Origin of the sequence: Gordonia sp. PS3 (genome assembly GCF_041950545.1) — a bacterium.
Taxonomy (GTDB): Bacteria; Actinomycetota; Actinomycetes; order Mycobacteriales; family Mycobacteriaceae; genus Gordonia; species Gordonia sihwensis.
On the sequence record NZ_CP169524.1, the window covers coordinates 829,186 to 850,346 of the forward strand.

Annotated in this window: 1 protein-coding gene (running past one end of the window); it reads left to right on the forward strand. The window is 71.4% G+C overall.

Annotated elements, in window-relative coordinates:
• On the forward strand, nt 1-21,159 hold the final stretch of the coding sequence (locus ACE11G_RS03755) for a non-ribosomal peptide synthase/polyketide synthase (protein WP_375003731.1). Its footprint begins 22,125 nt before the window's first position; the window shows 21,159 of its 43,284 coding nt (coding positions 22,126-43,284); its start codon lies off the left edge, out of view; the stop codon is at nt 21,157-21,159.
• Nucleotides 21,160-21,161: the final 2 nt, after the last annotated feature.

Consider the following 21,161-nt stretch of genomic DNA (forward strand, 5'->3'; position numbering starts at 1 on the left):
GTCGATCCCGACCATCCCGCCGAGCGCACCCTGTACGTGCTCGACTCCGCCTCGCCCGCCGTGCTGCTGACGGCGTCGGACACCGACCTTCCCGCGCCCGACGGGTTGCCGGTGTGGACCGTCGACACGGTGGACCTCGACGGATGGTCGACAGCGCCGATCACCGATGCCGAGCGGTCGGCGCCGCTGCGCGGGACGAACACCGCGTACGTCATCTACACCTCCGGTTCCACCGGCCGCCCCAAGGGCGTCGCGGTGCCGCATTCGGCGATCGTGAATCGCCTCGCCTGGATGCAGCACGAGTACGCGCTCACCCCGGACGACGTTGTGGCGCAGAAGACCCCCGCGACCTTCGACGTGTCGGTGTGGGAGTTCTTCTGGCCGCTGCAGGTGGGCGCGTCGCTCGTCATCGCGCAGCCGGACGGGCACCGCGACCCGCTGTACCTCGCCGAGCTGTTCGAGGCGGAGTCGGTCACCACCGCGCACTTCGTCCCGTCGATGCTGTCGGCGTTCACCGGGGCGGTGGCTCCGGGATCGGTCGGCTCGCTGCGCCAGGTGTTCTGCTCGGGCGAGGCACTGACGCCGCGGGCCGCGCAGGCCTTCGCGGCGTTGAGCGATGCGCGTCTGCACAACCTCTACGGCCCCACCGAGGCGGCCGTCGACGTCACCTACCACGAGGTCACCCCGGCCGACACGGCCGCCGTGCCGATCGGCGCCCCGGTGTGGAACACCGGAGTCCACGTCCTCGACGACCGTCTGCATCCGGTGCCGGTCGGCGTGGCAGGCGAACTGTATCTCGCCGGCGTGCAGCTGGCGCGCGGTTACGTGGGACGCGCGGACCTCACCGCCGACCGCTTCGTGGCGAACCCGGCGGCCGACGGGGAGCGGATGTACCGCACCGGCGACCTGGTCCGATGGGTCCGGACCGACGGCGGGCTGGAACTGGACTACATCGGCCGCACCGACTTCCAGGTCAAGCTTCGCGGTCTGCGCATCGAGCTCGGCGAGATCGAGGCGGCGCTGCTCGATCAGCCGACGGTCGCGCAAGCCGTCGTGGTGGTGCGCGAAGACGTTCCGGGCGCACAGCAGCTCGTCGGCTACGTCGTCGGCGACGTCGCGTCCGGTGAACTCGATGTCGACGCTCTCACCGAGGCGATCTCGGCTCGCCTGCCGGAGTACATGGTGCCCACGGTGCTGATGCCGCTCGACGAGTTCCCGTTGAACGCCTCGGGCAAGCTCGACCGCAAGGCGCTGCCCGCGCCCGACCGGACCGAGTCGGTCACGCAGTACCGCGCACCGGCCGACCGTGTCGAGACCGTGCTCTGCGATCTGGTCGCCGAACTGCTCGGTCTCGACCGCGTGGGTGTGGACGACTCCTTCTTCGCGCTGGGCGGCGACTCGATCATGGCCATTCAGCTGGTCTCGCGCGCCAAGCGCGAGGGCATCGTCCTGCGTCCGGCCCAGGTCTTCGAGCACCGCACCGTCGCCGCGCTGGCGCGGGTGGCCGCCGCCGAGGCCGCAGCCGGCCTGGACGAGCTGCCGGGAGGCGGGGTCGGCGAGGCACCGCTGACGCCGATCATGCACTGGATGATCGAAGACCTCCGTGCGTACGACGAGTTCTCCCAGGCCGTGCTCCTGACGCTCCCCGAGTCCGTCGAGGAGTCGGATCTGGCGGCCGCGATCGCCATGCTGCTCGACCACCACGACGTCCTGCGCGCCCGCCTCGTCACGAGTACCGGAACCGCTGCCGACGCCACCGGTCTGTCCATCGGCCCGGTGGGCTCGGTTCCGGCGGCCGGACTGCTGACCCGCGTCGACGTCGACGCCGCTCCCGGAACCGAGGCCTTCGCCGCGGCCGCGGAGGAACAGATGCGCCGCGCCGGTGCCCGGCTCGATCCGCGGTCCGGCGTGACGACCCAGTTCGTCTGGCTGCACCGCACCGACGGCGGGCGCGACCGTCTGCTGGTCCTGGCCCACCACCTCGTGGTGGACGGTGTCTCGTGGCGGTCGCTGGTTCCCGACCTCGCGCTGGCCTGGTACCGCGTCACCGAGGGGGCCACGGCGGAACTGTCGCCGGTGGCGACGTCGTTCCGCCGCTGGGCCCACGCCCTCGCCGAGGCCGCACCGTCGCGGGCCGGGGAACTCGAGTTCTGGCGTTCCACTCTGACCGGCGACGATCCCGCGCTGGGTGCGCGGTACGCCGACCCCGAGATCGACACCGTCGAGACCGTCGATGACCTGCGGATCGAGTTGCCGCCGCAGATCGCCGAGGCCGTCCTCGGCCGGGTACCGGGAACGGTCCACGGCTCGGCGACCGACTCCCTGATGACCGCGCTGGCACTGGCCGTCGCGGCGTGGCGAGCGGCGCGGGGAGTCCACGCCCCGAGCGCACTCGTCACGCTGGAGGGGCACGGCCGCGAAGAGCAGGCCGTCCCCGGCGCCGACCTGTCCGGCACGGTCGGCTGGTTCACCAGCTCGTACCCGGTGCGCGTCGACCTCTCGGGACTCGACGTCGACGACGCGCTGGCCGGTGGTCCGGCGGCCGGCGCCGCGCTCAAGCGGGTCAAGGAGCAGTTGCGCGCGGTGCCCGACAACGGCATCGGCTACGGCATGCTGCGCTATCTGACCGAGGAGGGGCGCTCGGCGCTCGCCGGACTGCGCACGCCGCAGATCGGCTTCAACTACCTCGGCCGCGTCTCCGCGGGCACCGGGACAGTCGACGACGCCCCGTGGCAGCTCGACGGCGACTCCGGAAGCCTGGGCGGCACGCGTGATGCCGCGATGGCCCTCCCGGCCGCGCTCGACATCAACGCCTCGGCGGTCGACTCCGCCGACGGCACGCGCCTGGGCGCCACTTTCTCCTACGCCACCGGTGTCTTCACCGCCGAACAGGTCCGCGAGATCGCAGATCTGTGGGTGGAGGCGCTCACGGCTCTGACCCGGTACGCGGACGCGCCCGGTGCCGGCGGTCTCACCCCGTCGGATCTGCCGCTGGTGCGGCTCGACCAGCGAGCCGTCGAGGCCGTCGAGGAGCGTCACGGCGACGTGGCCGACATCTGGTCGCTCTCGCCGCTGCAGGAGGGACTGCTCTTCCACGCGCAGTTCGCGGGTGACGAACTCGACGCCTACATGGTGCAGACCGTCCTCACGCTGGAGGGCGTGGTCGATCCCGCCCGCCTCCGCGCGGCGGGCGAGGCACTGCTGCGCAGGCATGCGAACCTCCGGGTCGCTTTCGACTCGATCGACGGACTGCCCGTCCAGGTGGTGCCCGCGGCCGTGAGGCTGCCGTGGGCCGAGGTGGACCTCCGGGCCGCCGCGGACCCGCAAGCGGCCTTCGACGATCTGCTGGCCGCCGACCGCCGGCGCGGCTTCGACATGGCGACGCCGCCGCTGCTGCGGTTCACCCTCGCCCGACTGGGCGAGTCCGACTACCGGATGCTCTCGACCAACCACCACGTCCTGTTGGACGGCTGGTCCACACCGCTGCTGCTCAAGGACCTGCTGTTCCTGTACGCGGCCTCCGGTGACGGCTCGGCGCTGCCCGTCGTCGGCGAGTACCGCGAGTTCCTCGTGTGGCTCTCGCACCGCGACCACCGGTCGTCGCTGACCGCCTGGGCCGCCGCGTTCGACGGACTCGACGAGCCGACACTCGTCGCCGGCGAGGCGACGGCGGCATCGGCCGACTCCGCCGACACCGAACGGCTGCTGCCCGCCGGGTTGACGTCCACCCTCGGCGCACTGGCGCGGGCTCACGGCATCACCCTCAACACCCTCGTCCAGGCGGCGTGGGGTCTGGTGCTGTCGGCGCAGACCGGTCGCAACGACGTCACCTTCGGTACCACCGTCTCCGGCAGGCCCGCGGACCTTCCGGGCGTGGAATCGATGATCGGCCTGTTCATCAACACCCTGCCCGTGCGTGTCACGGTGCGTCCGGGGGAGTCGGCGCAGGAGTTCCTGCGGCGCCTGCAGGCCGAACAGGCGGCACTGCTCGACCACCACTACCTGGGTCTCTCGGAGATCCAGCGCGCGGTGGGCGCGGGCGCGGGATTCGACACGCTGAGCGTCTTCGAGTCGTACCCGGTCGATTCCGAGGCCCTCGCGCAGGCCGCCGACATCGACGGCATGCGGGTCACCGGACTGCGCGGCATGGACTCCACCCACTACCCGCTGACGCTGGTGGCGAGTTCAGCCGACCGTCTCCACCTGCAGCTCAAGTACCTGACCGATCTGTACGACGCCGCCGCGGCGGAGACCGTGCTCGACCGCGTGGAGAGGGTGCTCACCGCATTCGCCGAAACGCCGGAGGCACCGATCGCGTCGATCGGCGTGCTGAGCGACGCCGAGCGTTCCGACGTGCTGGGACTGGGCTTCGTGCCCGGTGTCGCGCCCACGGCCGACACGCTGGCCGATGCGTTCGCCGCGCAGGCGGCGGCCCACGCCGACCGGACCGCCGTGGTCGCGGGCGGCGAGCGGCTGACCTATGCGGAACTGGCCGGACGGGTCGACCGTCTGGCCCGGGTGCTCATCGCCGAGGGCGTCGGGCCCGAGTCGCTGGTCGCGGTCGCCATGCCGCGGACGGCCGACCTGGCCGTGGCGTTGCTCGCGGTGGTCACCGCGGGCGGCGCATACGTGCCCGTCGACGTCACGTACCCGCAGGACCGGCTGTCGTACATGCTCGCCGACGCCCGTCCGACGGTGGTCGTGTCCACCGCCGCCGACGCGGAGTCCCTGCCCGCGCACGAACTGCCCGTCCTGCTGCTCGATTCGCCGGACCTCGCCGAGCGGATGGCGGCGCAGCCGGAGGGCCCGGTGACCGACGCCGACCGACTGGCACCGCTGCGCCCGCAGCATCCCGCGTACGTCATCTACACGTCGGGGTCCACCGGGCGACCCAAGGGCGTGGTGATTCCCCACGTCGACGTGCTGACGCTGATGGCCGACACCCAGCTCGACTTCGGCTTCGACGAGACCGACGTGTGGACCATGTTCCACAGCTACGCCTTCGACTTCTCCGTGTGGGAGCTGTGGGGCCCGCTGCTGCACGGCGGCGCCCTGGTGATCGTCGACTACCTGACCTCGCGTTCGCCGGACGAGTTCCTCGAACTGCTGCGTCGCGAGCGCGTCACGGTCCTCAACCAGACGCCGTCGGCCTTCTATCAGCTGGCCGAAGCCGACCGCGTCGCGGGCGCGGGGGAGGAGTCCGTTCCCGATCTGGCGCTGCGCTACGTCGTCTTCGGCGGCGAGGCGCTCGACCTCGCGCAGTTGGAGCGCTGGTACGAGCGGCACGACGACCAGGAGGTCGCGCTGGTCAACATGTACGGCATCACCGAGACCACGGTGCACGTCAGCTATCTGCCGCTCGACCGCGAGTTCGCCCGCGCGTCCAAGGCCAGCGTCATCGGGCGCGGACTGCCGGGCATGGGCGTCTACGTCCTCGACTCCCGGCTGCAGCCCGCACCGGTGGGCGTCGTCGGCGAGATGTACGTCCACGGCGGCCAGCTGGCGCGCGGCTATCTCGGCCGTCCCGACCTGTCGGCCGAGCGATTCGTGGCGGATCCGTTCGGTGCGCCCGGCGAACGCATGTACCGCTCCGGCGACCTGGCCCGCTGGAACGCCGACGGACAGCTGGAGTATCTGGGCCGCAGCGACTTCCAGGTGCAGTTGCGCGGATTCCGGATCGAACTCGGTGAGATCGAGTCCGCGCTGATGCGGTATCGCGGTGTGGCCGCCTCCGCGGTGGTCGTGCACACCGACGAGCACACCGGCGACCGCCTCGTCGGCTACGTGGTGCCCGAGGCCGGCGCCCACGTGGAGCCCGGCGCGGTGCTGGACCACGTCAGCGGATTCCTGGCCGCGTACATGGTCCCGTCGACGATCGTCGTGCTCGACGAGTTCCCGCTGACGGCCAACGGCAAGCTCGACCGCCGAGCGCTGCCCGCCCCCGACACGGCAGGTGCCGCGACGGAGTTCGTCGCCCCGCGCGATGCGGTCGAGCAGGCGATCGTCGACGTCTTCGCCGAGGTGCTCGGAGTCGACCGCGTCGGCGTTCACGACGGCTTCTTCGATCTGGGCGGCAACTCGCTGGTCGCGACCCGGGTGGTGGCGCGCGTCAACGCGGCGCTCGACGCCGAGTTCGGCGTGCGGGACCTGTTCGACGCGCCGTCGGCCGCCGAGTTGGCCCAGTGCTACGAGCGGACCGGCCGGACCGCCGAGCGCCCGGCGCTGGTCGCCGGGCCGCGACCGGACCGGGTGCCGCTCTCGCTGGCTCAGCAGCGGATGTGGTTCCTCGCGCAGTTCGACCCGTCGTCGCCCGCATACAACATTCCGATGGCGATTCGCCTCACCGGCGATCTCGACGTGGATGCCCTCGCCGCCGCGATCACCGACGTGCTGGAGCGGCACGAGTCGCTGCGCACCCGCTTCCCGGACTCGGCCGACGGGCCCTACCAGGATGTGCTGCCGACCGCGGCGGTCCCGGTGGACCTGACACCGGTCGCCGTCGACGCGGCGGATCTGCTTCCCGCGGTCGCGGACGTCCTCGGCTCCGGCTTCGATGTGACGGCCGCTCCGCCGGTGCGGGTGCGGCTGCTCCAGGTGGCCGACACCGACGTCGCCGAGCACGTGCTGGTGATGGTGGTCCATCACATCAGCGCCGACGGCATGTCGATGGCACCGCTGGCGCGGGACGTGATGGTGGCCTACACGGCGCGCGCCGCGGGCGAGGCGCCCGGCTGGTCGCCGCTGGAGGTGCAGTACGCCGACTACGCCGTCTGGCAGCGGGCGGTCCTCGGCGACGAGAACGATCCGGAGTCGGTGGCCGCGCGGCAGATCGGCTTCTGGCGGAGCGAACTCGCCGGCCTGCCCGACGCACTCGACCTGCCCACCGACCGTCCGCGTCCGGTGGAGCAGTCGATGGCCGGAGCCCGGCACGTGTTCGAGATCGGCGAGGACGTGCGCCGAGCGGTGGCCGACCTGGCGGCCGCGCATCGTGCGACGCCGTTCATGGTCGTGCACGCGGCGCTGGCGGTGCTGCTCTCGCGGCTGGCTCGGGAGACCGACATCGCCGTCGGCACTCCGATCGGCGGCCGCGGCGAGGCCGCGCTCGACGATCTCGTCGGCATGTTCGTCAACACCGTCGTGCTGCGTTCGCAGATCGACGGCGACGAGACCTTCGCCGGATTGCTCGATCGCGTGCGCCAGTCCGACCTCGCGGCGTTCGGGCACGTCGACGTGCCCTTCGAGCAGCTCGTCGAGGCGCTCAATCCGGTGCGCTCGACGTCGCATCACCCGTTGTTCCAGGTCTCGCTGTCACTGCAGAATCAGCAGCGGGCCGAGCTCGAACTGCCCGGGCTCACGGTCGGTGCGCTCGACCCGGGCGTCGAGGTGACTCAGTTCGACCTCGACCTGACACTCGGCGACGCCGTCACCGAGGACGGCGAGCCGAATGGGATGTACGCCTACTTCGTCTACGCCACCGAACTGTTCGACGCCTCGACCGTCGCGACGATCGCCGAGAGGTTCGTCCGGCTGCTGACGTCGCTGACCGCCGATCCCGAACAGCGGGTGGGCGACGCGGCCTGGCTGTCGGAGGCAGAGCGCGCCGCGGTGCTCGCCGACGGCGCGGGCCCGGCCGTCGAGGTCGCCGAGCGGACTCTGCTGGCGCGCTACGAACGTCAGGTGGCCGCCACCCCGGATGCGGTCGCGGTCGTCTACGAGGGCCGCGAGATCAGCTACCGGGACTTCGACGCGCAGGCCAACCGCTGGGCGCGCCGGCTCATCGGCGCCGGCGTGGGACCGGACACGGTGGTCGCGATCGCCGTGTCGCGGTCGGTGGAGATGCTGACCGCGATGTACGCGGTCGCCAAGGCCGGCGGCGCCTACGTCGCGATCGACCCGGAACAGCCGCGCGAGCGTTCGGCCTACGTGCTCGACTCGGCCGAGCCGGCCGTCGTGATCTCCACCGAGGCCGACCGCGGGGCACTGCCCGACGGCGTCGAGCCGATCCTCCTCGAGGACGAAGCGGTCGCGGGTCTGTCGCCGGAACCGGTGACCGACGCCGACCGGATCGTTCCGCTGCGCGGCGACCACCTCGCGTACCTGATCTACACCTCCGGCTCCACCGGCCTCCCCAAGGGCGTGGCACTCACCCAGCAGGCGATCGCGAACTACCTCGCGTGGATCGTCGACCGGTACTCGCTGGACGAGTCGTCCCGAGTGGTGCAGAAGGCTCCCGCGACCTTCGACGTCTCGGTCTGGGAGACGTTCGCGGTCACCCAGGTGGGCGGTCGCGTCGTCGTGGCCGCTCCGGGCGGACACCGCGACCCGGACTATCTGGCCCGACTCATCGCCGAGCAGCGGGTCACCGTCGCGGAGTTCGTTCCGTCGCTGCTCAGCGCGTTCCTCACCGCGGGCCACGCATCCGCACTCGACTCGCTCGAGTACGTCGTGGCGGGCGGCGAGGAACTGTCGGCCGGACTCCTGAAGGAGTTCACCGCGGCCACCGGCACCGTCATCGACAACACCTACGGTCCGACGGAGACCACCGTCGGCATCCTGTTCGAGCCAGCGGTCCAAGCGCTCGGCGAGGTCGCGACGGTGCCGATCGGGCGTCCGTCGTGGAACGCCGGCGCTCTGGTGCTCGACGACCGTCTGCACCCGGTTCCCGTGGGCTCGGCGGGCGAGCTGTACCTGACCGGCGTCCAGTTGGCCCGCGGGTACCTCGGCCGCCCCGATCTGACGGCCGAACGGTTCGTGGCCGATCCGTTCGCGGCCGACGGCACCCGGATGTACCGCACCGGCGATCTGGTGCGATGGAACCACGCCGGACGGCTGGAGTTCCTGGGGCGCACCGACTTCCAGGTGAAGCTGCGCGGCCTGCGCATCGAGCTGGGCGAGATCGAGGCGGCGCTGGCGAGCCACCCCGAGGTGGACCAGACGGCCGTGATCCTCCATCACGATGACCACGTCGGCGATCAGCTGGTCGCGTACGTGGTCGCAGCCGGCGTCGAGGCTCTCGACGCGGGCGAACTGAAGACGTACCTCGGGACGCGACTGCCCGCGTACATGGTGCCCGCCGCATTCGTCGCGCTCGACGAGATGCCGCTGGGCGCCAGCGGCAAACTCGATCGACGCGCTCTCCCGGCGCCGCACCTCGAGGCGGACGCGGGCGAGTACGTGGCTCCGCGGTCGCCGGTCGAGGAGGTCGTCGCGGGAGTGGTGGCCGAGGTGCTCGGCCTCGATCGGGTCGGCGTCACCGACGACTTCTTCGCGCTCGGCGGCAACTCGCTGGTCGCCACCCGGGTGATCGCTCGGGTCAACGAGGCTCTCGGCTCCGACCTCGGCGTGCGCGCCCTGTTCGACGCACCGACCGTCGGCGGGCTCGCCGAGACGGCCGAGCGGACCGGCACCGGCCGGACCCGCCCCGCACTGGCGCCGCAGCCGCGCCCGGAGCGGATCCCGCTCTCGCTCGCGCAGCAGCGCATGTGGTTCCTGAACCGGTACGACCCGGAGTCGGCGGCGTACAACGTCCCGCTGGCCGTGCGATTGTCGGGCGAACTCGACACCTCGGCGATGGCTCAGGCCGTCCGGGACGTGGTGATCCGGCACGAGTCGATCCGCACGGTCTTCCCGGCCGGAGACGACGGCCCCTACCAGTCGATCCGGCCCGCCGACGAGGTCCTCGGCGACCTCGCACCGGTCGACGTGGCCGCCGGCGAGATCGCCGGTGTCGTCCGAGACTTCGCGCTGGCGCCCTTCGACGTGACGGCTCAGGCCCCGCTGCGCGTGGCCCTGTACCGGATCGCCCCCGACGAGCACGTGCTGGCGTTCGTGGTCCACCACATCGTCGGCGACGGCTCGTCGACGGCGCCGCTGGCACGTGACGTCATGGTGGCGTACCTGGCGCGCTCGGCGGGCTCGGAGCCCGGCTGGGCGCCGCTGCAGGTCCAGTACGCCGACTTCGCGATCTGGCAGCGGTCGCTGCTGGGGGCGGAGGACGACCCGGCGTCGCTGGCGGCACAGCAGGTGCAGTACTGGCAGAGCACGCTCGCGGGCCTTCCCGAGGTTCTCGACCTGCCGACCGACCGGCCGCGTCCGGCGGACCGGTCGCAGCAGGGCGCGAGCGTCGGCTTCGAACTCGACGCGCGGGTCCACGACGGCCTGCGGAACATCGCGTCCGAGGGCGGCGCCACCATGTTCATGGTGGTCCACGCGGCGCTGGCGACACTGCTCGCGCGACTGTCGAGCAGCTCCGACATCGCGATCGGCACGCCGATCGCGGGCCGCGGTGAGCGCGCCCTCGACGATCTGATCGGCATGTTCGTCAACACCCTGGTGCTGCGCACCCAGGTGGAACCGGACGCCGGCTTCGCCGATCTGCTGTCGCAGACCCGGGGTGCCGACCTCGGTGCCTTCGCCAACGCCGACCTGCCGTTCGAGAGGCTGGTCGACATCCTCGATCCGGTGCGCTCCAGCGCGCATTCGCCGCTGTTCCAGGTGGTGCTGTCCACCGAGGACATCGGCGAGGAGCGGTTCGAGCTCCCGGGGCTCACGGTCACCGGGCTGGCCGACGACACCCACGTGGAGAAGTTCGACCTCGAACTGTCGTACCGTGAGCGCTTCGACGACGACGGTCGTCCGGCCGGGCTCGCGCTGACCTTCGGCTACGCCACCGACATCTTCGACGAGAGCTCCGTCCGGGCGTTCAGCGACCGCCTCACGCGCATCCTGGCCGCGGTGGCTGCGGACGCCCGGGTGCGGATCGGCGACATCGAACTCCTCGAGGACGCCGAGATCGAGGCGCTCGCACCGGTCCGCGGCGCCGCACCGGCCGGACCGGCGACCCTCGCCGAGATGCTCACGTCCACGGCCTCGGCGAACTCCGCGTCCACCGCACTGGTGCTCGGCGACGAGGCCATCGGCTACGCCGAACTCGACGAACGCTCCAACCGGCTGGCGCGGGTGCTGATCGCCCGCGGCGCGGGCCCGGAGACCGTGGTCGCGCTCGGCATGGCGCGCTCGATCGACTCCGTCGTGGCCATGTGGGCCATCGCCAAGTCCGGCGCGGCCTTCCTGCCGGTGGACCCGGGATACCCGGCCGACCGCATCGCACACATGCTGACCGATTCCGGTGCGGTCCTGGGCGTGACGACATCGGCCTGGCGCGACGCCTTCGGCTCCGTCGGCCGATGGCTCACACTCGACGACGCGGACACCGCGAGCGCGGTGGACGCGGCCTCGGCCGCGGCGATCACCGATGCCGAGCGCACAGCCGCGCTGCACGTCGCGCAGACCGCCTACCTCATCTACACCTCCGGCTCCACCGGTCTGCCCAAGGGCGTCGCGGTGACCCACGAGGGCCTGATGAACTTCGCGACCGAACTGCGGGAGCGCTGCGGAACCAGGCCGGGTTCGCGGGTCCTGCACTTCGCATCGCCGAGCTTCGACGCGTCGGTGCTGGAGTACCTGCTGGCCTTCGGGGCCGGTGCCACCTTCGTGATCGCACCGACCTCGGTGTACGGCGGCGACGACCTGGCCGAGCTGCTGCGGCGTCACGATGTGACGCACGCCTTCATCACTCCGGCCGCGCTCGCCTCCGTCCACGAGACGGGCATGGACCAGCTGGAGATGATCGGCGTCGGCGGCGACGTCTGCCCGCCCGAACTGGTCGCCCGCTGGGCGCCCGGGCGCCGCATGTTCAACATGTACGGTCCCACCGAGGCGACTATCTCGGTCACGATCGACGGGCCGCTGCAGCCCGCCGAACCCGTCACCATCGGGTCGCCGAACCGCGGTGTGGAAGCACTCGTGCTCGACGCCCGGCTGCGGCCGGTGGCCGTCGGCGTGCCCGGTGAGCTGTACGTGGCGGGGCCGGCTCTGGCGCGCGGCTACCACGATCGACTCGGTCTGAGCGCCGAGCGATTCGTCGCGAACCCGTACGGCGGGAACGGGGCGCGCATGTACCGCACCGGCGACCTCGTTCGCTGGGTCGAGGCTGAGCGCGGACTGTCCCTGGAGTACCTCGGCCGCTCCGACCAGCAGGTCAAGGTCCGCGGCTTCCGTATCGAACTCGGCGAGATCAACGCCGTGCTGGCCGCCCACACGGCGGTGGAGTTCGTGCACACCAGCGGTCACGTCACCGACGGCGGCGACACCCTGCTCGTGTCGTACGTGCTGCCCTCGAACGGCGAGGAGCTCGCAGTGCGTGAACTTCTGGCGTTCGCCGGCGAGCGGCTGCCGGGCTACATGGTGCCCGCCGCGATCGTGATTCTGGACGAGATTCCGCTGACCCCCGCGGGCAAGCTCGACGTCCGGGCGCTGCCCGCCCCCGAGATCACCGAGACGGCCGGAACCTATGTGCCGCCGCGCACCCCGACCGAGGAGATCCTCGCGGGCGTCTTCGCCGAGGTGCTCGGCGTGTCCCGCGCCGGATCGACCGACGGGTTCTTCGATCTCGGCGGCAACTCGCTGTCGGCCACGCGCGTCACGGCGCGCGTCAACGCGGTGCTCGGCGCCGACCTCGCGGTTCGCGACGTGTTCGACGCACCGACGGTGGCCGGTCTGGCCGCGCTGATCGACGCCCGGCGCGGCTCGGGAGCGGACCGCCCCGCGCTGGTCCCGGTCCATCGCCCGCACCGGATCCCGTTGTCGCCGGCGCAGCGACGGATGTGGTTCCTGAACCAGTTCGATCCCGAGTCGGCCGCGTACAACATCCCGCTCGCGGTGCGTCTGACGGGCGAACTCGACGTGGACGCGCTGCGTGCGGCGATCGCCGACGTGGTCGCGCGGCATGAGACGCTGCGCACGGTGTACCCGGCTGTCGGCCGGGAACCGCATCAGGTGATCCTGCCCGCCGACACCGTTCCCGATCTGCCGGTGATCGAAGTGTCCGCCGACCGGATCGTCGACGAGGTGACCGCGTTCGCGGCCCGCGGCTTCGACGTCACAGCGGCGCCGCCCCTGCGGATGGAACTGCTGGAGGCGGCACCCGACGAGCGCGTGCTAGTGGTCGTGATCCATCACATCTCCGGCGACGGCTCGTCGACCGCACCGTTGGTGCGCGACGTGATGGTCGCGTACGCCTCCCGTGCCGCGGGCATGGCGCCGCAGTGGACGCCGCTTCCGGTGCAGTACGCGGACTTCGCCGTCTGGCAGCGGGAACTCCTCGGCGATGAGCGCGACCCGCAGTCGCGTGCGGCACGTCAGCTGGCCTTCTGGACCGAGGCACTCGCCGATCTGCCCGCGCAGATCGAGCTGCCCGCCGATCGGCCGCGCCCGCGCGTGCAGTCGCTCGACGGCGGCGCGGTGGCGGTCACCGTCGACGCGGACACCCACCGCGGCCTGATCGAGGTGGCGCGGGATCGCGGGGCGAGCGTCTTCATGGTCGTCCACGCCGCGCTGTCGGCGCTGCTCGCGGGGCTGTCGGGGTCGTCGGACATCGCCGTCGGCACCCCCACCGCGGGCCGTGGAGACGCCGCGCTCGACGATCTCGTCGGCATGTTCGTCGGCACCCTGGTGCTGCGTGCCCAGGTGGAGCCCGGCATCACGTACGCCGAGTTGATCGACCAGGTTCGCGAGTTCGACCTGGCGGCGTTCGGCAACGCCGACATCCCGTTCGAACGTCTGGTGGAGGTTCTCGATCCCGAACGGTCGACCGCGCACTCGCCGCTGTTCCAGGTGATGCTCTCGTTCCAGAACCTCGAGCGCGAAGACCTGGAACTGCCGGGCCTGACGGTCTCGGCGGTCGGCTCGGGACCGGAACCGGCGAGGTTCGATCTGTCGATCGGCGTCGAGGAGGGATACGCCGACGACGGCAGCCCGGCGGAGATCGCGGTCTCGTTCGGCTACGCGACGGCGTTGTTCGACGAGTCCACCGTGCGCGGTTTCGGCGACGCCTTCGTCCGGGTGCTGCGGGCACTGGTCGCCGATCCGGACGCGGCGGTCGGCGATGCGCCGCTCGCCGGCGAGGACGACCGTTCGGCACTCGCCGCGGTCAACGCCACCGGGCACGATCTCGTCCCCGCGACGCTCGCGGACCTGTTCGACGCGCAGGTCGCGCGGACGCCGGACGCCGAGGCACTGGTCTTCGAGGGCCGACGACTGTCGTACGCGGACTTCGACGCTCAGGCCAATGCCCTGGCGCGGAAGCTGATCGACGCCGGTGTGGGACCGGACGTGCACGTCGCCCTGGCGGCGCGCCGCTCGCTCGACCTGCTGGTCGGCATGTACGCGGTGATCAAGGCGGGCGGTGCGTACGTGCCGGTCGACCCGGACCACCCCGCCGAGCGAACTCAGTACGTCCTCGAATCGGCGGCACCGCAGGTGGTGCTCGCCGGCACAGGCGTGGACCTCGAGGTGCCCGACGGTGTCCCGGTGTGGACGCTGGGTGCGATCGACGTCGACGGCTACCCCGACGGTCCGGTGACCGATTCCGAACGGCTCGCACCGTTGCGCGGAACGAACATCGCGTACGTGATCTACACCTCCGGGTCCACGGGGCGCCCGAAGGGCGTCGCGGTCCCGCACTCCGGTGTGGTCAACCGGCTCGCGTGGATGCAGTCGGCCTACCCGCTGACCTCGGACGATGCGGTGGTGCAGAAGACGCCGTCGACCTTCGACGTGTCGGTGTGGGAGTTCTTCTGGCCCTTGCAGGTCGGTGCGTCCCTGGTGATCGCCCGGCCGGACGGCCATCGCGACCCGCAGTACCTCGCCGATCTCATCGAGGCCGAGTCGGTGACGACTGCGCACTTCGTGCCGTCGATGCTCTCCGCGTTCACCTCGCTCGTGGAGCCCGGTCGGGTTCCGTCGCTGCGGCAGGTGTTCTGCTCGGGTGAGGCGCTGACCCCGCAGGCCGCACAGGCCTTCGCCGCGCTGAGTCCGGCGCGACTGCACAACCTGTACGGTCCCACCGAGGCGTCGGTGGATGTGACGTTCCACGAGTACACCGCCGCAGACACGGTGACCGTGCCGATCGGCCGGCCGGTGTGGAACACCCGACTGCACGTGCTCGACGCACGCCTGAACCCGGTGCCGATCGGGGTGGCCGGTGAGCTGTATCTGGCGGGCGTGCAGTTGGCCCGCGGTTACGTCGGACGCCCGGATCTGTCGGCGGACCGCTTCGTGGCGGACCCACATGCGCCGGGCGAGCGGATGTACCGCACCGGTGACCTCGTCAAATGGGTGCGGACCGCGGACGGTGAGGGCATCGAGTTGGTCTACATCGGGCGCACCGACTTCCAGGTGAAGCTGCGCGGACTGCGGATCGAGCTCGGCGAGATCGAGTCGGTCCTGCTGGAGCAGCCGGGTGTGGCACAGGCCGTGGTGCTGGTGCGCGAAGACATCCCCGGCGCTGCGCAATTGGTCGGCTACGTGACGGCCGCTGCGGGGGAGAGCCTCGACGTCGACGCGCTCACCGCGGCACTGTCGGTGCGGTTGCCGGAGTACATGGTTCCCGCGGTGCTCATGGTGCTGCCGGCGTTTCCGCTGAACGCCTCGGGCAAACTCGACCGGAAGGCGCTGCCTGCACCCGACACGCAGTCGCGGTCGCAGACCTACCGTGCGCCCTCCACCCACACCGAGGCGGTCCTGGCGCAGCTGATCGCCGAACTCCTCGGCGCCGAGCGAGTCGGTGTGGACGATTCGTTCTTCACCCTCGGCGGCGACTCGATCATGGCGATCCAGCTCGTGTCGCGGGCCAAGAGCGCGGGGATCCTGCTCACGCCGAGGATGGTCTTCGAGCACCGCACGGTGGCCGCGCTGGCGGTGGCCGCCGAGGCGGCGGAGCTGGTGACCCTCGACGAGTTGCCGGGAGGCGGGGTCGGCGACGTTCCGATGCCGCCGATCGGCCGGTGGATGATCGAGCACGGGCGCAGCTACTCGCGGTTCTCGCAGGCCGAAGTGTTGGCGCTGCCGCGCACCGCCGCGTTCGAGGATCTGACCGCGGCGCTCGGCGCGGTCGTCGACCATCACGACATGCTGCGTGCCCGTCTGGTGGACGCCGACGGCGTCACCTCGCTGCACGTGGCGGAGGCCGGGTCGGTCGATCCGTCCGGCATCCTGACGCAGGTGCGGTACTCGGGAGAGTTCACCGCCGCGGCGTCCGCCGCACTCGAGGCGGCCGGCACCCGGCTCGATCCATGGGCCGGCCGGATGGTCCAGGCCGTGTGGCTGGTCGGCGACGACGCCGACGGGCTCGGCCACCTGCTCGTGGTGGTCCACCACCTCGCGGTCGACGGGGTGTCGTGGCCCATCCTGGCCGCCGACCTCACGGTGGCCTGGGGGCGCATCGCGAGCGGAGAACCGGTGCAGTTGCCCGAGGTGGGAACCTCCTTCCGGCGCTGGATGCACGGACTCGCCGACCTCGCCTCGACCGACGATGCGGCCGATCGCGCCCACTTCTGGGAGTCGGTGCTCGAGGGCCCCGACCCGGATCTGGGCTCGCGCCCGCTCGACCCGGCGCTCGACCTCGTCGAGACCGTGGAGGAGTTCCGCGTGGTGGTTCCCGACGACGTCACCGACGCCGTTCTGAACCGGGTGCCCGAGGCCTTCCACGGATCGGTGGACGATTCACTGCTGACGGCGCTGGCCCTGGCGCTGGTCGCCTGGCGAGCCGAACGCGGTGTCGACGAGTCGACGGCACTGGTGACGCTGGAGGGCCACGGCCGCGAGGAGCAATTGCTCCCCGGCGCGGACCTGTCGCGGACCGTGGGCTGGTTCACCTCGCAGTATCCGGTCCGGCTCGACGTCTCCGGCATCGACCTGGACGACGCCTTCGCCGCGGGACCCGAGCTGGGACGGGCGGTGAAGGCGGTCAAGGAGCAGTTGGCCGCCGTACCCGATCGAGGCGTCGACTACGGTCTGCTGCGCAGGATGAACCCGGAGACGGCGGCACGTCTGTCCACGCTGCGCACACCGCAGATCGGGTTCAACTACCTCGGACGGCGCGCCGGCGAGACACCGCAGGCAGCCGAGCAGCGGGGCGAGGCCGTGAATCTCGGCGGCACGCGCAACCCCGACATGGTGGTGCCTGCGCTGCTCGACGTGAACGCGGTCGCGGTCGGTTCGTCGCTGACGGCCGACTGGGCGTACGCCGGTGGCGTCCTGACCCGCGACGAGGTGGCGCGCCTGGCCGATCTGTGGGTGGCGGCGCTGACGGCTCTCGCGCGGCACACCGACCGGGCCGACGCGGGTGGGCACACCCCGTCGGACTTCGACCTGGTGTCGGTGAGCCAGCGTCAGATCGACGCCTGGGAGAGCGCCTACGGCGGCGTCGACGACGTGTGGTCGCTGTCGCCGCTGCAGGAGGGTCTCGTCTACCAGTCGCAGATCGCGACCGACGACGAGGACTTCTACCAGGTCCAGATGGTGCTGAAGCTCGGTGGCCGGGTGGACGCCGACCGGCTCCGCGCTGCGGGGCAGGCGATCCTGGACCGCTACCCGAACCTGCGCGTGGCCTTCAGCTACGACGCGGGTGTCGCGGCACAGGTGGTGCTCGACGGAGTGGAACTGCCCTTCCGATCGGTGTCGATGACGCAGGTGCCCGAAGCCGAACGGGATGAGGCGCTGCGGCGTCTGCTCGACGACGACCGGCGGAGCGGATTCGATCTGTCCCGGCCGCCGATGCTGCGCTTCACCCTCGTCGAGATGGCCGACGGCGATCACCGGCTGGCGGTCCTGGTCCATCACGCACTGGTCGACGGCTGGTCGACGCCGCTGTTCCTGCGGGAGCTGTTCGTGCTCTACGCGACGCACGGCGACGCGACCCACCTGCCGCCCGCGCGGTCGTACCGGGACTTCCTGGTGTGGCTCTCGAAGCAGGACCGCGCACAGTCGCTGTCGGTGTGGCGGGACGTCCTCGACGGCGTCGACGAGCCGACCCTGGTGGTCGGCGACGCGGTCGACCACGGATCGTCGTCCCGTGAGCTCGCGGTGACGCTGGACGCCGAACTGTCGCAGCGACTCAACGCCCTGGGCCGCGACCGCGGGTTCACGATGAACACCGTGGTGCAGGCGGGATGGGCACTCGTGGTGTCGGCGCTGACCGGACGCGACGACGTCGTCTTCGGCGCCACCGTCTCGGGACGGCCACCGCAGCTCGACGGCGTCGAGGAGATGATCGGCCTGTTCATCAACACCCTGCCGGTGCGGGTTCGCATCCGCGGCGGGGAGCGGCTCGAGGATCTGCTCGCACGCATCCAGACCGAACAGACCGATCTGCTCGACCATCACTACGTCGGCATGCCGGAGATTCAGGCGGTCGCCGGGCCGGGCGCCGGGTTCGACACCCTCGCGGTGTTCGAGTCGTACCCCGACGTCGAGGCGGGCGAGGGCGGCGACATCGACGGAATGACGGTGGAGGGTCTGACGGGCACCGACACGGTCCACTACCCGCTGGCGCTGGCCGCGGAGTACACGGACTCGCTGGTGCTGCGGCTCAAGTACCTCGACGGCGCCTTCTCGCCGGAGCGGGCACAGGGCGTGATGGACGTCCTGGTGGGGGCGATCACCGCGTTCGCCGAGCAGCAGACGGCGCGAGTGGTGGAGCTGGACCTGATGGACCCGGCGCAGCGCGCCGCCCTGGTGCCGGCGACCGGACGCGCGGCCTACCCGTACGCGTCGATGGCGGACATGTTCGCCGCCGCCGCGGCGGTCGACCCGGACGCGCTCGCCGTCGTCGCGCGGGAGCGCTCGGTCACGTACCGCGAACTCGACGAGTACTCCAACCGGCTGGCCCGCGAGCTGATGGCACGCGGCGTCGGTACCGAGGACGTCGTGGCGATCGCGATCGGCCGCTCGGTGGAGTCGGTGGCCGCGGTGTGGGCCGTCGTCAAATCGGGCGCGGCGTACCTGCCGGTGGACCCGAACTATCCGACCGACCGCATCGAGCACATGCTCACCGACTCCGGATCGGTCCTCGGGCTCACCGTGACCGCGCATCGGGGCGGCCCGAGCGGCGGACTGGAGTGGATCGTCCTCGACGATCCCGCGCACCACGCGCAGATCCAGGGCCGGCCGGCCGGTCCGGTCACCGACGAGGTGCGACTGCGGCCGATCCGGCCGGAGACCGCCGCGTACATGATCTACACGTCCGGGTCGACGGGTATGCCGAAGGGCGTCGTGGTGGTCCATCGGGACGTGGCCGGATCGGCGCAGGACGCGCGGGTGCGGATGGCGATCGCTCCGGGCGACCGGATGCTGCACGTCATCTCGCCGAGCTTCGACGGTTCGGTGGGCGAGTACCTGATCGCGTTCGGCGCGGCCGCGACAATGGTCGTCGCCCCGCCGGAGGTGTTCGGCGGAGCCGAACTCGCCGACCTCCTGCGCGCCGAGCGGGTGACCCACCTGCTGATGACTCCGGGTGCGCTGGCCTCGGTGAACCCGGCCGGACTCGACGATCTCCGCGTCGTCGCGGTGGGCGGCGAGGCGTGCCCGCCGGAGCTGGTGGAGCGCTGGGCGCCGGGACGCCTGTTCGTCAACGTGTACGGCCCCACCGAGGCGCTGGTCTGGTCCAACTGGATCGCCGTGGAGGCCGGGCAGCGAGTCACGATCGGTGCGCCGCGTGCCGGTTTCGGGGCAGTGGTGCTAGACGCGAACCTGCGGCCGGTGGCCGCGGGCGTGGTCGGCGAGCTGTACCTGATGGGGCCGGGTCTGGCGCGCGGCTATCACCGGCGCCCGAGTCTGACCGCCGAGCGGTTCGTGCCGAATCCGTTCGGAGAGCCGGGTGACCGCATGTACCGCACCGGCGACGTGGTCCGTTGGATTCCGGGCGGCGAGCTGAGCGGAGACGAGTGGGTGCTCGACTACGTCGGGCGGTCCGACTTCCAGGTCAAGATCCGAGGGTTCCGCATCGAGCTCGGCGAGATCGAGTCCGCGCTGAGCGCGCACCCGAGCGTCGACTTCGCACACGTCATCGGCGTTCCCGGACCGGGCGGACAGACCGTGCTGGCCGCCTACGTCCTGCCCGTGGAGGGGGCGGCGGTGGATCCCGACGCCCTGTCCGAGTTCGTCGCCCGCACGCTGCCCGCGTACATGGTTCCGGCGGCGGTGGTCGCGATCGATCACGTGCCGCTGACCGGTGCGGGCAAGATCGACCGGAAGGCTCTGCCGGTGCCGGAGTTCGCCGAACGTGCGCCGTACGTCCCGCCGTCCACGGACGAGGAGCGGATGCTGGTGGACGCGTTCGAGCGGGTGCTGGGCACCACCGAGGTCGGAATCGACGACGGCTTCTTCGATCTGGGCGGTCATTCGTTGCTCGCGACCAGGCTCGTCGGTCTGATCAGCGACGAACTCGGCCTGCGGGTGCCGATGCAGTGGATGTTCGCCGATGCGACACCGCGCCGGATCGCCGAACGGCTCTCGGAACTCGACGCCGAGGACACCGGTGACGATCTGCAGGTGCTGCTCCCGCTCCGGACCGAGGGCCGGGCCGCCCCGCTGTTCTGCGTCCATCCGTTCATCGGCCTGTCGTGGTCGTACGGCGGGCTGACCGGATACCTCCCCGACCGTCCGGTGTACGGCATCCAGTCGCCGGTGCTGTCCGGCGGTGAGATGCCGCAGACCGTGGAAGAGGTGGCGGCGCTGTACCTGGCGAAGATCCGCGAGGTGCAGCCGGAGGGTCCGTACCACCTGCTCGGCTGGTCGCTCGGCGGTGTCATCGCGCACGCGATGGCCGTCGCACTGCGGGCCGACGGTCAGCAGGTGGCGACCCTGGCGATGCTCGACAGCCACCTGTCGCTGTCGGAGGTCGGTGAGGCAGCCGCCGCGGACAACATGGGCGAGGTGCTCGCCGGACTCGGCTTCGATTCGTCGATGCTCGCCGGACTCGAGGGTGTCAGCACCGAGCGGTTGTTCGAACTGCTTCCGCAGATGCCGGGCCTGCCGCCCTCATTGGTCGGCAAGGACCTGCGGGCGATGCTGCCGGACACCGATCTGGTGGCGCGGCAGATCGAGTCGTACCGCCCGCAGCTCTTCGACGGCCGGGTGGACTACTTCGCGGCGCGTCAGGGCCGGCTGCGGCGGGACGATCCGAGCGAGGACTGGACCGATGCGGCCGAGGCGATCGTGGTCTTCGACGTGGACGCGAGCCACAACGACATGACCACACAGCACGCGCTGGCACAGATCGGGCCCATCCTGGCACGGCTGCTGGAGGGACGCCCGTGAGA